The sequence below is a fragment of the Clostridium sp. 10cd* genome, assembly GCF_044336395.1.
GTDB lineage: Bacteria > Bacillota_I > Bacilli_A > Erysipelotrichales > Erysipelotrichaceae > Clostridium_AQ > Clostridium_AQ innocuum.
Map to the genome: position 1 here is coordinate 444,922 of NZ_CP172347.1, position 14,657 is coordinate 459,578.

Annotated in this window: 15 protein-coding genes; all 15 read right to left on the minus strand. The window is 57.5% G+C overall.

From position 1 onward, the window contains the following. Positions 1 to 50: 50 nt before the first annotated feature. Positions 51 to 356: a hypothetical protein gene (locus tag ACG3M1_RS02320; RefSeq protein ID WP_395814848.1), complete on the minus strand. Its 306-nt coding sequence runs from the start codon at positions 354 to 356 to the stop codon at positions 51 to 53. 13 nt (positions 357 to 369) lie between these two features. Beyond that, a complete protein-coding gene (locus ACG3M1_RS02325; protein ID WP_395814851.1) occupies positions 370 to 840 on the minus strand; it encodes a hypothetical protein in 471 nt (156 codons plus the stop codon). Between the two features lie 18 nt (positions 841 to 858). After that, positions 859 to 2,319, minus strand: coding sequence for a hypothetical protein (locus ACG3M1_RS02330; RefSeq protein WP_395814854.1), 1,461 nt, complete (start codon positions 2,317 to 2,319; stop codon positions 859 to 861). Positions 2,320 to 2,337: 18 nt separating this feature from the next. Further along, positions 2,338 to 3,042: a hypothetical protein gene (locus ACG3M1_RS02335; RefSeq protein ID WP_395814857.1), complete on the minus strand. Its 705-nt coding sequence runs from the start codon at positions 3,040 to 3,042 to the stop codon at positions 2,338 to 2,340. 83 nt (positions 3,043 to 3,125) lie between these two features. Further along, the gene (locus ACG3M1_RS02340; RefSeq protein WP_395814860.1) at positions 3,126 to 3,434 is read right to left on the minus strand and encodes a hypothetical protein; all 309 of its coding nucleotides are present in this window, start codon (positions 3,432 to 3,434) and stop codon (positions 3,126 to 3,128) included. After that, positions 3,424 to 4,170: a hypothetical protein gene (locus ACG3M1_RS02345; protein ID WP_395814863.1), complete on the minus strand. Its 747-nt coding sequence runs from the start codon at positions 4,168 to 4,170 to the stop codon at positions 3,424 to 3,426. Before ACG3M1_RS02345 ends, ACG3M1_RS02340 begins: the two co-directional genes overlap by 11 nt. 3 nt (positions 4,171 to 4,173) lie before the next feature. Continuing rightward, positions 4,174 to 6,369, minus strand: coding sequence for a type IA DNA topoisomerase (locus ACG3M1_RS02350; RefSeq protein ID WP_395814866.1), 2,196 nt, complete (start codon positions 6,367 to 6,369; stop codon positions 4,174 to 4,176). A 3-nt stretch (positions 6,370 to 6,372) separates the two neighbouring features. After that, the gene (locus ACG3M1_RS02355) at positions 6,373 to 6,951 is read right to left on the minus strand and encodes a hypothetical protein (RefSeq protein ID WP_395814869.1); all 579 of its coding nucleotides are present in this window, start codon (positions 6,949 to 6,951) and stop codon (positions 6,373 to 6,375) included. Between the two features lie 37 nt (positions 6,952 to 6,988). After that, entirely contained in the window at positions 6,989 to 7,867 is an 879-nt protein-coding gene (locus ACG3M1_RS02360) for a hypothetical protein (protein WP_395814872.1), read from the minus strand. A gap of 122 nt (positions 7,868 to 7,989) precedes the next feature. After that, on the minus strand, positions 7,990 to 8,586 hold the full coding sequence (locus tag ACG3M1_RS02365) for a hypothetical protein (RefSeq protein ID WP_303143912.1): 597 nt from the start codon (positions 8,584 to 8,586) through the stop codon (positions 7,990 to 7,992). Positions 8,587 to 8,589: 3 nt separating this feature from the next. Continuing rightward, on the minus strand, positions 8,590 to 10,038 hold the full coding sequence (locus ACG3M1_RS02370; protein ID WP_395814875.1) for a hypothetical protein: 1,449 nt from the start codon (positions 10,036 to 10,038) through the stop codon (positions 8,590 to 8,592). Positions 10,039 to 10,079: 41 nt separating this feature from the next. Beyond that, complete coding sequence (locus tag ACG3M1_RS02375) at positions 10,080 to 10,661, minus strand: hypothetical protein (RefSeq protein WP_395814878.1); 582 nt, start codon at positions 10,659 to 10,661, stop codon at positions 10,080 to 10,082. Positions 10,662 to 10,775: 114 nt separating this feature from the next. Then, entirely contained in the window at positions 10,776 to 11,879 is a 1,104-nt protein-coding gene (locus tag ACG3M1_RS02380) for a hypothetical protein (protein ID WP_303143925.1), read from the minus strand. A 30-nt stretch (positions 11,880 to 11,909) separates the two neighbouring features. Next, the gene (locus ACG3M1_RS02385) at positions 11,910 to 12,764 is read right to left on the minus strand and encodes a hypothetical protein (protein WP_303143927.1); all 855 of its coding nucleotides are present in this window, start codon (positions 12,762 to 12,764) and stop codon (positions 11,910 to 11,912) included. Between the two features lie 20 nt (positions 12,765 to 12,784). Then, positions 12,785 to 14,653, minus strand: a complete 1,869-nt coding sequence (locus ACG3M1_RS02390; protein WP_303143929.1) for a phage tail tip lysozyme — start codon at positions 14,651 to 14,653, stop codon at positions 12,785 to 12,787. Between the last annotated feature and the right edge of the window lie 4 nt (positions 14,654 to 14,657).

The following is a 14,657-nucleotide window of genomic DNA, read 5'->3' on the forward strand; positions in this document are numbered from 1 at the left end:
CATCGGCAGGTGGGGTGAAGGGAAACCACACCATCAGGGTATCGGTTGCCCTAGCGGTTCCTGCTCTTTTCCTCTTTATCCTCAGCCTCCTCCTCGGCATCCATGTTTGCGGCCAGAACGGCAGCCGCCGCCCGTGCGCGGGCCGATTCCCCATGGATGGTGACGGGGCGCTCATGCACCGCGTTCGACACCACGCGCCCATGCGAGGTCACCTGAACCGCCTCGCGTAGGACGGCATGGCCGTCCTCATGCGCGTCAGAATCATCGTTCAATAGAGTCTGCACATCATAGAGCGAAGAGGTTACGGAGACGGTCGTGTCATCCACATCTGGCGTCACATTGCGGTCGTGTTCCATCTGAACATCCCTTCTAGCGTTCGTCTCTTCTGGTGGGGCTATCGGCACCGACGTTCTTGTCGAAAAGCTTAGCGGACGCTTCACGAGCCTCCATTGCTGCCTGCTTGAGACTTACACCCTGCGGATGGTCGTCAAGGGATGTTGCAAGTGAACTGCGCTTGAGGGTATTGATGATTTCCAATGCCCGTCCATCGTTTGCGACCTTTCCGAATGGCCCGTATTCTTCCCACGGCATATCGAGGCCGGGGATGACGTATGATGGATACTTGGAGCAATCTTCTATGAACTCCAACGCCTCTTCTTCCGTGACGGGGTTGCTTCCCATCTCTATATAATGGCGTGAGAGAGAGTCGGCTGCGGAGACGACCATGCGCAACTCATTCATATCCGGTAGATAGCGAAGCTCATTCTTTATCCTTGAGTACACTTGGTCAAGAAAACCATATTGCACTAGAGAGGCGATGAAGACATCATCTTTCATCATGAACTTCCTTCCTTATGACTAGCGCTCATCTTTGCCGTCATGGTCATCGGTGCCGCCGTTCTTCGCGGAGAGTCTGTCGGATGCCGCGCGTGCCTCCATCGCGGCCTGCTTGAGGCTCATGCCCTGCGGTTGCTTGCGAAAATCGGAGATTGGCTTGTCACCATGGGAATCGAGAAGGTCATCGACCTTGCGGGAATCCTCGTAGGTCGCGCCCTTCATGACGTTGTAGTCATGCCCGTCCACGGTGACCACGGTGCCGCAGCCCTTGAGGTCGATGCCGGATGCCTCCCTTGCGTCCACGAGATTGAAGCGATAACCCGCCGCGACCGCGATTTTCTCAGGCTGCTGAGAGATAGCTGGGGAGGGCAGAGGCGACTCATGGAGCCAACTGTCGTAGACCTCATCGTAGGTGTAGCCGTAACGGTTGCACAGCTCCTCGAAGATGCGCTCGCGCAGGAGGGAGTCCGCAGCGTCGCCGAGTGCGGTGTAGAAGCCGTCCCCCGTCGGTACAGCCGCGATGGCATCGTCGAATGTGAGGCTCGGGTTGATTGCCACTGCCAGCTCATCGCCGGGGAAGGCGAGCGCGTACCACTCGCGCACGTTGTCGGTCTGCTTGATGCCGAGCGCTCCCATGGCGCTCGCGAGGCCGTTATGGCCCGACATGTCCAGCCATCCCGCGCCGGTCGGCGACCACCTGCTCGCGATGAGTTCTTCCACCGAATCGAAAGACGCGCCCTCATGGTCGAAGCGGCGGGGGAGGCTCGGGTCAGCGAGGATGTCTTGGATGTCCATGACATCTGAATCAACCGTCACGTCGGCGTTTTTGCCGATGAGCGATGCCAGCGCGTAAGGTGTGTAGCCGTAGTAGGCCTCGATACGGGGAGATGTCTGCTCCAAGAGGAAGCTGGCGATGACGATGCCGCGCTCGGGATTGTAGTATGCACCGCCGTTCTCCATCGTCTCATTGATGTCGAATGGGATGCCGGTAAGGGAGTTTGTTCCGCCGTGGTGCTCCTCGCTCAGAACGGCGAGATAGCGCTTGAAATCGTCATGGTAATCACTCTTGACGGTGCTGTTCAGCTCATCGTAGATTTCATCCACGACCATATCGACGTTACGGGAGTTCATGAGTATATATTCATCCGGCGGGATGTCCGTGGTGTCCACATGGTAGAACCAGCCGTTGCCGATGGCGCACACCGTCTTCCAAGGGTCGTTCGGGTCGGGATTCGCCTCGAAGCGGATGACCCCGTGCTCGATTCCCGCGCGAATCATGTCCTTCGTGATGACATCGTTTTCCAGAGAAGCGAACCCACGGTCAGAGGTCCACGCATCGAACATTTCGCTGACGGTGAGGTTCACGCCTCTGGTCGATTCAAGTTCGTTTTGGTAGTAGGTCAGATTCTCCATCAGCTCATCGAGGCTGTGTTCGTGGTCTATCATCCATTCGAGCTGGTAGCGCTCGTAATCTGTGAGCATGTCGCATCACATCCTTTCCTATCGGGTTTCTAGCCCGATGTCGTGTTTTCCCGCGCCATCCGCCATCTCGGCTGACGCGACCTTCATGGCCTGAGCCTCGCCCCCGAGGGTGATGCGGTCGTCACCGGGCATTCCGCGCGTACTGTGCAACTGGTGACACTCGATTGCCCTGTCGAAGCTGCCCGGTTCGGTCGCATCGAAACCGTAGAGATGGGTTTCGCCGATTCGGTCGATGGGGCACACCTGCTCATGCCCGAAGTAGTCGATGTAGGAGAGGACGCGGTTGCCCTTGCGGCTCACGCGCTCTTGGCAGCACTCGGGGTGCTCATGGACGAACGCGGCCACCGTGTCGGGAGCGAATCCATGCTCTTCTCGGTATGCACGATGACGGTCCAACTGCTCAATCTCCGCAGCCCGCATGGCCTCGCGCACGGCCTTCTCCTCCTCGATGGCCTGTCTGCGCACCGCATCGCGCTCTGCGACCTCGGTCGGGTTCATCGGTCGAAATGACCCGCAGACCGCATCCTCATCGAGCTTGTAGAAATCCGTCTCGTTGAAGAACTTGGAGGTGTGGTGCCACGACGATTCGTGGAAGAACCGCTCGAACACCTCATCCTTGTGCATGCCCTTGAGCAAGTCGGGGTCGAAGAGCATGTCGAACTCATCGCAATAGGATTGGATGGCCGCGACCATGGCCTTTTTCGTCCATTTGCTCTTCGGCATCTCGCCGTCCTCGTAAGCCTCAGCTGCGCGTCGCGACATCGAGTAGCCGATGTACCCGGAGTTCACATCCATCATCGGAGACCCTAAGAGAGGTCTGGGGTGAAGGAAGGCTGGCACTCATCCTTGCCGTCGGGTGCATCGGTGCCGCCGTTGGCGGAGAGCGCCTGAGATGCCCTGCGCATGGACTCGGCCATGGCTTTCAGGGAGATGCCCCTATCGACGAAAGCCTCGGGGGCACCACCGCCGCCGCCACCGTTCGGCTCGATGTTGTTCACCGCATCTGCAATCATCTCGTTGCCCGTCTCGGCGAGGCGGTCATGGAAATTGCTGAGAATCGGTTCGCCGTCGAGGTCGAGGGCTTCGAGTGCAGCATCCACGTTCTCATCGTTCACTTCGGAGACCGGCTTCCTCAAGGGCAAATTCAATGTCATCGCGGTACCAGAAGTCGGGGCAGATGACCTCCATACCGGGGGCGGAGATGGCGCGACCCTCAAGGTCCGCCGCCGCGCTGGCGAGGGAATCGTAGTAGGTGCCGTGACCCCAGTGCCCGGTCTCCTCATCGTAGCCGTGGGCGACGATGAACTCGCGGCTCCCGTCGGCCATCTTGTGCATCACGAGCGCGTCATCGCCGTTGCGGTCGATGGGGACGTGCTTCTCCTTCCACGCGGCGATTTCTGCGGCCTTGTCCATGCCGTTCTCCTTTCCGGGGGCATCGGCCCCATTTTCAGTCATGTGCGATTGCACGGCCTTTCTCACGTTCTCGGGGGTCGCGATGACCCAACCGTCCTCGGAGGCGATTTGAGCGAACACCTCATCGCGCGGGTCAATTAGCGGAGCATTCTCCTCGCCGTCCTCGATGATGGTCTCGATGCTGTCGGTGATGTAACCCGTGTAGTTCAACCCGCCCACGATGTCCTCGTACAGGTCGAAGTCGGGATTGTCGATGACCGCCAACAGGTTCGGGTCGTCGAGGTGGACGTATGTATTGGCGATGCTTCCCGTGTAGTTATATTCCCACCAGAACTCGCCGGTCTCGGGGTTGTATAGGTCCTTGCCGGAAGCCAGTGCCTCCTTAACCGCCTGCGGCGTGTCGAGGCGGATGACCTTGCCGTCATTCACCATGTCCATGCGCTATCTCCTTGTTTTGTTGTACTTGCCCTTGGGCTTGCTATCGAACATCGGCTCTATCGTACCATCCTTCTTGAGCTTCGCCTTGCAGTCGAAGGTCTTGCCCGTGGTCTTGGACTTGCAGCCCTTGAGGGGTACCGCCTTGCCTTCGAGCAGGGATGCGACCTGCTTCGGCGTGAATGTCTTGCCGCACCAGCCCAGCAGCTTGAATCCGCAGCCCGCGACCTGTTTCCAAGTCCCGTCCTCCTGCTTCTCGCTCTTGTTCGAGGAGCAGGTATAGAAGGGCTTGCCGGATTTCGCCTTGCGCTGCACCACGTCCGCGCCGCAGAGGGGGCACTTGCCCACGACTGTGGCCTTGGGCGCGATGCTCGCGCCGACATATGCCGTTTCCCGATGCCCGTTGAAGACCTCGATGACGCTGCGCTGCAAATCGTTCACATCCGCCTTGCCATCGGCGATGTCCTGCTGGATGAGCCACCAGCGGGCGGTCACGTCCGCGCCGCGAATCTCGGGCGGCAGGAGGTGGTAGAAGGCTCGCGCCTTGTCGGTGGAGCGAATCTTGCCCTTCACGTCCTCAAGGTACCCGCGTTCCTTCAACTTCTCGATGATGGAGGCTCGGGTGGCCGTGGTGCCGATGCCGCCGTGCTCGCCCTTCTTGCCGTCGTCCTTCTGCTTGAGGATGGCCTTGACCTCCGGGTCGGTGACGTACTTGGCGATGGATGCCATGTCGGCGATGAGGGTGCCTTCCGTGTAGGGTTTGGGCGGGGCGGTCTCCTTTTCGGTGACGGCGCACTCGATGCGCTCAAGGCGATGGTCGCCTTCGTCAATCCAAGGGTTGCCGGATGCCGCGTCATCGCCGTCCTCATCGGAGACGTTGCCGAACACGGCCTTGAAACCGGCCTCGCGCACGCGCCGCGCAACGGCTTGGAACTCCCCGCCATCGACCGCGAAGGCACTGGTGCTCACATCGTAGGTGGCGGGTGGGAGGAACTGCATGGCATAGCGCTCGACGATGGCCGTGTAGACCTTGGCTTCATCCCCGGTCATGTCGGCCACGGGGGCGCTGACCTCCTGCGGGATGATGCCGTGATGAGCGGTCACGTTCTTCTCGTTGAACGCCTTGGAGTGGATGAAGTAGTCGAGCGGCCATATTGCCCCGACGTTCTCCATGGCCTGCGCAAGCACCACCGGTGCCTGCGCGAAATGCTCCTCCTTGAGGTACTGGGAGTCCGAGCGGTTATAGGTTATCGCCTTGTACTTATCACGCAAATCCTGCGTGATTTGCTGGGTCTTCGATGCGGAGAAGCCGTAGCGGCGTGACATGTCGGAGAGAAGCACCGTCAGGTTGTAGGGCAGGGGAGGGTTCTCGACCTTCTTCGAGATGACCGTGGAGAAGGACATACCCCAGCCGTCCAGCTTCGCCTTGATGACATCGAGGACATCGCGGTCGAAGACGTGCTTTTCACCGGCCAACATGTCCTTGTCCGGCTTGAACTTGAACACCGGTGCTCCCGACGCGTCTGCACAGCCGCCGGTGGCGGTCAGCTCGTAATACTTCCGGGTGACGTGGTTCTCTATCGCCTCATCGCGGTTGACAACCAGCCCGAGGGTCGGGGTCTGCACGCGACCGACGGAGAACAGGCCCCCGAGCCGCTTGGTGGCAAGGCGGGTCTCGTTCACGCCGAAGCACTTGTCCGCCATCTGACGGGCGTATGCCGCGTCACCGGCAGGGCGGCACTGCTCGTTGGGTACCAGACGCTCGAACGCCTTGACGATGTTCTTCTCGATGTTGTCGTTGACGTAGACGCGCAGCACCTCGCCCTCGTAGCCGAGGTAGTCCAACACCTCATCAACGATGAGCTGGCCTTCATCGTCGGGGTCACCGGCGTTGATGACGCACTCGGCCTCCGGCAAAAGCGAGTCGATGCGCTCCACCAAGTCTTTCTTGTCCTCGGTCGGCTCCTTCGCCCAATCGTCGATTTGGATGGGCAGCACGTCCAACGACCAAGGTTTGCCCCATGCGGGGTTCACCGCATCCGGCTCCACCAGTTCGAGCAGGTGACCGGCGCAGGCGATGACCGTGTACCCGTTGCCCGAGATGGGCAGCCGCGCAGTCTCGGACACCTGCTTACCGCAGATGGCGCGGGCGATGTCGCGTGCGAGCATCGGCTTCTCAGCGATTACCAGTTTTTGTCCCATGTCCTATGCCTCCTTTTCATGTCGAGTGGTGACATCGCCGCCGAAGAGCGCGATGCGAAGGGCCTCCTGACGGGAAATGGAATGCTGCACGGTTCGGTTGGCAGATGCGAGTTCGTCCGTCCTCTTCTCACAGAGATTCAACGCCTTAGCGTAATAACTCTGCACGTTGTCGAGCTGCTGATGCAGCTCGTCGATTTCCTCTTGAGCCTTATCGAGCCGCGCATCCCTGTCCTTGAGTTGCATCAGGAGACACGAGATGGACGATTGCAAGTTCTTGATTTGGCTATCCTTAGTTTCAAGTTGCTTGAGGAGCACGCTGCGCTCATCATAGGTTGCAGTGATGTCAGTCTCATCTGCCTGCATATTGTCATCGGTGGCATCGCCAAGGGCATCTGCATTTGCTTGGGTGCTGGCGTCGAGGAGGTGCCAGCCGTTAATCAGCCTGCCGGACTTGATGGCGTTGTAGACGGCTGAGGCGGAGCAGCCAAGTGCCTTCGCAGCTTTACTGCGCGAGGTGTATATCTCACCGGTTTCGACGACTATCACCGGCTTAGCCATACCGGCATCATTTTGATTTGCCATTTTGTAACCCTTTCTATTGGTATTTCAGTTGACAGCCTTAGCGGGACTGCTCGATGGTAGGGGTAACGACAGTCTCACCATTCACGGGTTCCTTCGCGGCACTGCGTGCGACTTCCACCTCTGATTTAAGACTGTACCCGTGTTGACCTGCGGTTTTGCTATTGACGATGCACTGCGGCTGACGTATAATGACGCTATCAAGGTCGTGAGCGACGGGGTGACAACGGAACAATTGGAGTTCCGCCAGTGCCTCCAGCTTACGGCCTTGTTCCATGTTGAAATAAACGAGTTTATCCGGTGTGATGCGCTCGGAGAAATACTTCGCGAAGTCATCCTTTCCATAAACAGAGAGGATGAAGTTCGTCTCAATCTCCTGTAACTCATAGTTGCCCTTGCCATCCGGCTTGATTGCCACAATCAGCGGAAGTTTGTCGCCATCGACCTCAGCGAGGACGGCTAGAAGGGCATCTTTACGGGAGGGGCTGTCACTGAGTAGCACGGGGTTTTCCAAAAGATAAGGCAGTCTCTTCATCTGGGTTATTTCAAGACCGTGCCAGTGATAATTCTCCTCGCTCTTGGGGTGAAGTGCGTCCATGAGGTGACGTTGGGTATAGAGCATCGGTTTCTGGCTGAAACCAGCCTCTATGAGCAGAGCAGGTGTATCACATACCTTGATTTGGTTAATTGGCTCCATGCCGCCGCAGGAGGCAAGGTCAACGTCATCGCCGAAGCGAAGGTACTCCGCGCACTTCGCGGCATGTTCCATGTACTCCGGTGCCTTGCCGTCCCCGTCTTTCAGATGCACGCCGCCGCGCGGGTCGAGGTAGGTGACGCGCTCGCCCTCGGGCATCGCAACCGAGTTCTCGTACTCGCGGATGGTCAGGATGACCTCTCGCTTGTTCATCTCATCTGGCATATGGCCTCCTTTCCTTGTGGTCTGATAGTTTCCAATATGTATAGTTGGGGCGGTTTCCCACCCTTCCAACAGCCTTCGGGTCGGGTTGAGAACCCTCCGGCCATTGAAAGCGTGGAAAACCGCTAGAACGATGTCACGATGGTCGGCTTGAGGTCCGAGGACAGCAGAGCGTCCATAAACGGATTGCCGCGCATCCTCGGCTTCCGCAGGTAAAGCCCATGCAAATGAGGTACGCCTTGGTCTACATGCGTCACGGCGGACATCAACGTGAGCCGATTCGCCTCAAGCACTGGGTGCAGGGTCTTGAAGAGTTTGCCCCATGTCTTTGCCGGGATTATCTCGGTATCTGTGTTGATGACAAAAGCACGGGCGTATTTCGCGGCCTTGCTGTTCATCAGGTTCGTGGTGCCATAGTGACTTTTGAGCTTGCTGAGCGCGAGGTCATGCAGAAGTTCTCGATGCTCGATGTCTTGAAAGCGCTCTATGAAGTCAAGTGTGAGCGTTTCTTCTTTTTTTCCGCGTTTCAAAGTCGCAGTGGTAGTTGGGAACCAGAAATCTGCGTTTTTTTGCGTCATCTCATTCGTCCACTTCTGCGCTTCATCGGTGCGGTAGAGGTAGTTCAGAAAACCGTAGAGGTGACGGCAATCATCGAACTCGTAATCGCCATCGCCCTCAAGGAAGAACTTATATCCCTCGTATTTGAAGAAAAGCCCGTGCATTCTCTACTCCAACTCCTCGCGCTCGACGGCCTTAGCGCTGTGGCTCTCGGAGCCAAGCTGGGCGGAAGCCTCGCGGGACTCCTTGGCTGCCTCGTGGACGGAACCGGACTTCGCGGCATCGTCCTTGAGGTTCATGGACATGCCCATGACCTCCTTCTCGCGCTTGATTTCGTCGAGGGTCGCGCCCTGAGCGGCGCTGATATGAAGAGCGCCAATCTGGTTCGCGCTGTAACGCGGGTCGGCGATGACATCAAGAATCTCATCTGTGACCCACTTCTTGTCGGCTGCGGCATGATAGATGGTCTCCATCTGGCCGGGTTTGAAGGTGCCGTCGGCGAAGCGCGTCACCGTCTGGGTATCCAGTCCATAGGTCATGCCGGTGCGCATGGCGTTCATGACTTCGGCGGGCTTGGTCGGGTCGCACAGCACGTCGAGCTGCTCGCTCGTGAAGCGACCACCAGAGATGGCCGAATAGAAGCCCCAGACCTGCTCCATGGAGAGGTCATGGTTCATCAGGCGCTCGATTCCCGGCTTTTCCATGCCTTCGGTGAGCGCCATGGTGATGACGTTCATGTGGTCGGCGGTGTAGGTGCCGTCCGCGTATTCCTCCAAGGCGTCCATGGGGACATCGGACTTGAGGGCGTGACGCACGACCTCCATCTGGCGTGAGTCGAGTTTCAGCCAGTCGCGAGGGAACGCGATGTCATGGATGGCGGTGGTTTTCATAAGCTCACGGGCCTGATGTAGATGCTCGGCGGTGTACTCACCGTTCGAGAGCGTCTTGAAGACATCCTTTTTATAGGGGCTTGCGTCGTGGTCGGCGAAGTCGGTATGCACGGCGATGCGGCGAAGCTCGCGCATCTGGGCATGGTTCAGGACCGGGTTCGCGATGTGTTCCCCGATGACGTCCGCATCGACGCCTACCTCGAAAGCCTTGCAAATTTGGTATGCCTGCCACTCGGTGTAGTCTCCCTGCGAGATGACTTTGGCTGCTGGCAGACGCATGTTCACGGGCAGGTTGTTGAGTGCCGTCATGACGTTCTCAATCTGGTGCCCGTTCAACGCGTCCTTGATGTCGCATTCGTCGAGCGGAAGCACCTCGAAGCCCGTGAGCTGGCCGTCGAGGCAGTAGCCGAGGTCTACGGGGACGTACTCACCGGACTCGATGATGTCCGAGTCGATTTCCGTCTCGGGCACGAGGCCCATGGTGGTGCGAAGGTCGTCTGCGTTGCCGCCGTAGTCGAGGATGGTGTGCATCGTCTCCTCGATGGCACCCAACACGTCCATGGTGTCCGCATCATCGGCCACATCCACGAGGCAGTAGCGGGGGAAGTAATCGCCGTCGATAGAATACCGTGCGATGGTCGTGTCGCTCGGTACAGTGTAATCGACGTTACCGAGGTCGAGGCGCAGCAGTTGCAGCACGTCGGGGATGTTCTTGTCGTATGCCATGGTGTTTTCCTACCTTTCTACCATGATGGCTTTCTATATATCTACACGATGGAGGGGTCTTCTCGTGCCGGTGAGCCGGTGTCGCGTCCCTCGGCCAGTTTCTCGGAGGCGGCACGCGATGCCTGAGCCTCCCCCTTGAGGGTGACGCGGCCATCCTCCGAGCGGGCTTCCTCGCGGCGCTGTCCCATGCGGATTGCGATGACCTCCTCCTTTACCTCATCAAGCTCGTTGTCAAGGGTCTCCGCGATGTCGGAGATTTCAGAGGTCATGAGCTGCATATCGTTTTTGAGCCAGTCAAGGGTCTTATGGCAGGACTCGTAGGCGCGGATAGCCTGAGACGGCTTCTCGAAACCGAGTTCGTCGGCGAAGGTATCTACGAGTAAGCCATCGACCGCGAGCGCGTCGCTCGCCAGCGCGGCGAAAACGTCCGTCGCGGTCGGCTGGCCGTGGACATCGGGGTTGGACTGGTACGTGGTGGTGAATGGCTCGATGCCGGGTTTGCTGAACTCGCAGGTGTACTTGCGGTGCGAGGGCGAGAAGTCACCCGGACCCTCGCTGATGATATTGAAGTCGAATTGGGAGAGGAGGTCGGCGACCCCCTGTGCGTCGTTGTAGTTTGGCATGGCGGCTCCTTTCCAAGGCTCTTGCGATTGCCCAATAATATATTATTAAAGGAAAAGGGACGGTACCGAAGACCGTCCCTTTTCGGTTGATGGTGACATTTTCTCGGTGAACGGTTAGCTACCCAGAAGCTCCTTCGCCCAAGTGCCGGACTTGATGAGGCCAAGTGCGAGCAACACGGTTACCGCAAGCCATTCGAGAATCGCCAACGCAGATGAGATGCTGAGGATGTAAGTGACACCTGCACCTGCTCCTGCGGCCTGCGCAGTCAACAGGAAGAGGATGGGAATGTCACTATGCGGAAGTGAGTTGACTGACAAAGCCGTGAGAACCGACGGATAGATGACAAGAAGGAACATCATGATAGCTCCGGCGAGTACGGCGGCTGCGAAGTTCTTGAGGAATCCGATTGCCATCTGTTTCGTCTCCTCGAACCCCATAAGGGCCATGGGAATTGCAGAGAACGCCGCAAGGACGTAAATCTGCCATGCTCGTGCATAAGCCACGACGAACGCGATGCAATAGCTGATTGCACCACCGAGTACACTCAAGAAAGAAACGAAGAACGTGACGAGACATGCACCTATGCTGAGCGCATCCCAAGTTTCCTGCTTGATTACATCTGTTGAAAGCTGCTCTTCAAAGATTGAGTTTCCGGGACTTGCTGTTCCGATTTGCGGAATGATGTCCTTGACGGCAATCTCATAGACCGATTGTAATAGTTCCAGCGAATTGATGATGAGCCAGTGCATCAACACATAAGTGACCGCAAGAAATACGATGTCCTTGACGGCTGGCAATGTGGAAGTCGCGTCGATACGCTGACTTATCTTCACGAGCTGAACAAGCATGAACAGAGCAAGAATGGACTCGGCTATGGGAACGATTACTGTCTGATGGATGGTCGTGGCGATATTAAAAGTACTGGCTCCCAATAGGGAGTCAAAAGGCGCAGTGAGCATAGAACTGCTACCGATGTTGCTCACGATTCCATCGTAGAGATTGAAGAGCATCGCAGAGCCTTCGAGCAAGAACCAGCAGACGAAGTTCTTGAGGCTTGAGAGCGGACTAAAGAAATCGAAGTTTGGTGCATCGGCATACACCGGCTGCGGAATAATAAGAGCCACAGTAAAGGCGACTAAAAGTGCAAGGGGCATGGCTTTTAGCATGTGTCGATGCCGATAGGCAAACGCCTTGGCTTTGATTGCTATTGATTTCAAGATTTCCTCCTTTCTGCTTGTATTCAAAAGCTACATCTCAAAATTATAAATGCCCTCAGACCGTTTGTAGATGACGGACACGGAAGCGGTGCCCGCACCGTTCGGCGAATCAGAGGAGCCGTCGCCGATTATGAAGGCGGTTGAGATGGTGTCTTCGTTATAATCAATGGCGCAGTTGCCAATCCACGTAGCGGTGGTCGCCACGGGGAAGTGGATGGAGCACCAGTCGCTCAGCTCCTTCTTCATCTCATCCGTATCACCAAGAAGTTCCGTGATTTCGCTGTTGAGGCCGGTGACGTTGATTTCCTTAACCGCGTCCTTGCGCTCATACGGCATGTCCGTGAGTTTGAACATGGAGGTGGAGGCGATGGTGCATTCACCGGCAGCCGCGTTGTCGGCGCTGATGACGAGCGTGAAAGTCGCGATATGGGTTCCAGTGTCAGTCTCGAACACAATGCGGTCGATTTCGCTGTCCGAACCGTTGCTGCCGAACTCGACGGTGGAGATAGCGTAGGAGTGGTTCTGCTCTTTGCCGTTCACAGTCTCCACGTAATAGTCATCGTGGAAGCGGAGCGTGTTCCTGCCATTGTTGGCGGAGAACACGCTTGCGCTCAAGGTCTCGATAAGTTTCTTCGTCTCATCATCGTATCCGTCGATGAGCTTCTTTTGAGAAGATGAAAGCTCGACGTTTTCTTCGGCATCCTTTTCATCATCAGACGTGCCTTGCTCATCGACGGATTCGGTCTTCGCCGTCTCCTCGGCGGCTCGCTGACGCGCCACGTTCATGGCGCTTGTGGCGGAAAAGCCGATGAAGACGATAAGGGCGAACAAGGCGAGAAGGGAGGCCTTCTTATGCTGTGAGACCAGTGTCTTTATCTTTTCCATGTGAGTCATCCTTTCTGCTGTTAGTGGACACCCGGTGGGAAACCCCATCGGGGCTGGCTGAGCTGGCCGTTATAGGCAATCCAGCTATCCAAGTCGGTGGTCGCGATGTGGCCGACGTTCTCCATGACCTTGCCGTCTCCTATGTAGATTCCGACATGCCCGTACCCGAGATGCCCGCCGCACCAGTTGCTATTGCTGGTCGGGGAGCGCTGCACGCCGATGACCATGCCGACTTTCAGTTGGCTGCGGTCGGTGCTGGTGCAGAAGCTCAGGTATTGGCAGCAGGCGTTCCCACCGGGGCGGGGAAGTCCTGCGTTCTCGTAGACATTTGACACCCATGCGGCGCAGTAACCTGCACCGGGTGACGGGGTGCGCTTGGCGGCATCCACGATGGCCTTTTGAGTTTCATCGGAGGCGTTGTAATCCTGTCCGCCACCATCGGTGAGCTGTTCGTAGAACGATTGGGCTGCGGGCAGGCGCTTGTTCGGGAAGGATGTCTTCGCAGCCCACGCGGCGGGACGCTCATAGCACGCCATGAAGCAGTATGTGGCGAAACCGACGTCGTTCGTATTCAGCCAAGCATCATAACTGACATCCATCCCGTTATATTGCGGCGCGGCGGCGTAATAATAACCGGAGTAGTGGAGACCGGTGCTCCAAGAGGAAGAAAGCCCCCTTATGAGGTATTCGGTTTGGGCACCGGCGGTGTTCTTGTCTTTACCGTTGGCTGAGCACCAATTCGCGAAGTCGGTGTAGTTGTAGACGCCCTGCGATGGGGCGTCGGTGAATTGGAATAAGCCGAATCCGTATTCGCCATTTTCCCCATGGTACTCGGAGGTTGGATTCCAATCAGACGATTCGCCCGAGATGTTGCCCATAACGGCGGCGACTTGCGTCGTGTTGAGACCTGAGTCGTAAAGCGCCTGTGCGACTTCAAGTTGGATACCGCTTAGATTATTGAGGTTTCCACTCTGATTGACGACATTATTACCTCCCATGCTACCGAGTAAGGAGATGAGAAGAACGAGACCAAGTAGAATGATTATAGGAATTGCGAGAGTGGACATTCCTAAACTAGCAAGAGGTCCGAGACCGCCTTTACCAGCACCCGGCAATATCTTGATACCGCGTTTCGTTATGCTTGCGGCTTTTTTTACATTCTCAGATGTCTTATATACGTTCTTCTTAAAGTATCCTGCGGCCTGAGCTTTGCGCTTCGCCTCTACCGTGTTCGCCGCCTTCTTCGCGGACTTCTTCTCGGAGAGCTTGCCGAGGCTCTTGTCAGGCGAGAGGGGGTTTTCCCCGCCGAGGCGCTTCTTCACGCCCTTCACGACATGGTAACCGGCCCTCGCGCCATCGTATACGTTATCCATGCCCTCAAGCTCGGAGCCTTGGAGGGTGTCGCTCACCGCACCTCTTGCAGCTGCCTTACCGGCACCTTTCACCGCGCCCTTGATGTCGAGGGACGCGGACTTGCCGCTGATGCGCCTGCCGATGGCGCGACCTGCGCGGTACGCGCCTTTTCCGCTGTTGTAGAGGTCGTCCGCACCCTCAAGCTCGGAGCCTTCCAGAGCGCCGTGAACGGCATTGTGCGCCATGACGGCGGCACCGGCTTTCCCGGCCCTGCTCTTTGGAGATGCCCCATTAGATGCGGAACCGCCTTTGCCGCCTTTCCTGCCGTTGGTGACGGCGGCGAGGGCGGCGCTGGCGGCACCGCCCGTTGCTGCCTTCTTGCCGACCGAGTAAAGGCCGCTCTTCAACGACTTCTCGCTCTTGTCGGCGCGGTCCACGATGCCGGTGTTGACGGCATCCGTCATCTCCGTCTGCAACAGGGATTGCGACATGTCCTGCTTCTGGCCGGATGTCGATACGAAATCAGATGGCTTCATTGAC

Bases quoted from the DNA above. Each gene is read 5' to 3' on its own strand.
- ACG3M1_RS02320 (WP_395814848.1), bottom strand. From the start codon at position 356: ATGGAACACGACCGCAATGTGACGCCAGATGTGGATGACACGACCGTC.
- ACG3M1_RS02325 (WP_395814851.1), bottom strand. From the start codon at position 840: ATGATGAAAGATGATGTCTTCATCGCCTCTCTAGTGCAATATGGTTTT.
- ACG3M1_RS02330 (WP_395814854.1), bottom strand. From the start codon at position 2,319: ATGCTCACAGATTACGAGCGCTACCAGCTCGAATGGATGATAGACCAC.
- ACG3M1_RS02335 (WP_395814857.1), bottom strand. From the start codon at position 3,042: ATGCCGAAGAGCAAATGGACGAAAAAGGCCATGGTCGCGGCCATCCAA.
- ACG3M1_RS02345 (WP_395814863.1), bottom strand. From the start codon at position 4,170: ATGGACATGGTGAATGACGGCAAGGTCATCCGCCTCGACACGCCGCAG.
- ACG3M1_RS02350 (WP_395814866.1), bottom strand. From the start codon at position 6,369: ATGGGACAAAAACTGGTAATCGCTGAGAAGCCGATGCTCGCACGCGAC.
- ACG3M1_RS02355 (WP_395814869.1), bottom strand. From the start codon at position 6,951: ATGGCAAATCAAAATGATGCCGGTATGGCTAAGCCGGTGATAGTCGTC.
- ACG3M1_RS02360 (WP_395814872.1), bottom strand. From the start codon at position 7,867: ATGCCAGATGAGATGAACAAGCGAGAGGTCATCCTGACCATCCGCGAG.
- ACG3M1_RS02365 (WP_303143912.1), bottom strand. From the start codon at position 8,586: ATGCACGGGCTTTTCTTCAAATACGAGGGATATAAGTTCTTCCTTGAG.
- ACG3M1_RS02370 (WP_395814875.1), bottom strand. From the start codon at position 10,038: ATGGCATACGACAAGAACATCCCCGACGTGCTGCAACTGCTGCGCCTC.
- ACG3M1_RS02375 (WP_395814878.1), bottom strand. From the start codon at position 10,661: ATGCCAAACTACAACGACGCACAGGGGGTCGCCGACCTCCTCTCCCAA.
- ACG3M1_RS02385 (WP_303143927.1), bottom strand. From the start codon at position 12,764: ATGGAAAAGATAAAGACACTGGTCTCACAGCATAAGAAGGCCTCCCTT.
- ACG3M1_RS02390 (WP_303143929.1), bottom strand. From the start codon at position 14,653: ATGAAGCCATCTGATTTCGTATCGACATCCGGCCAGAAGCAGGACATG.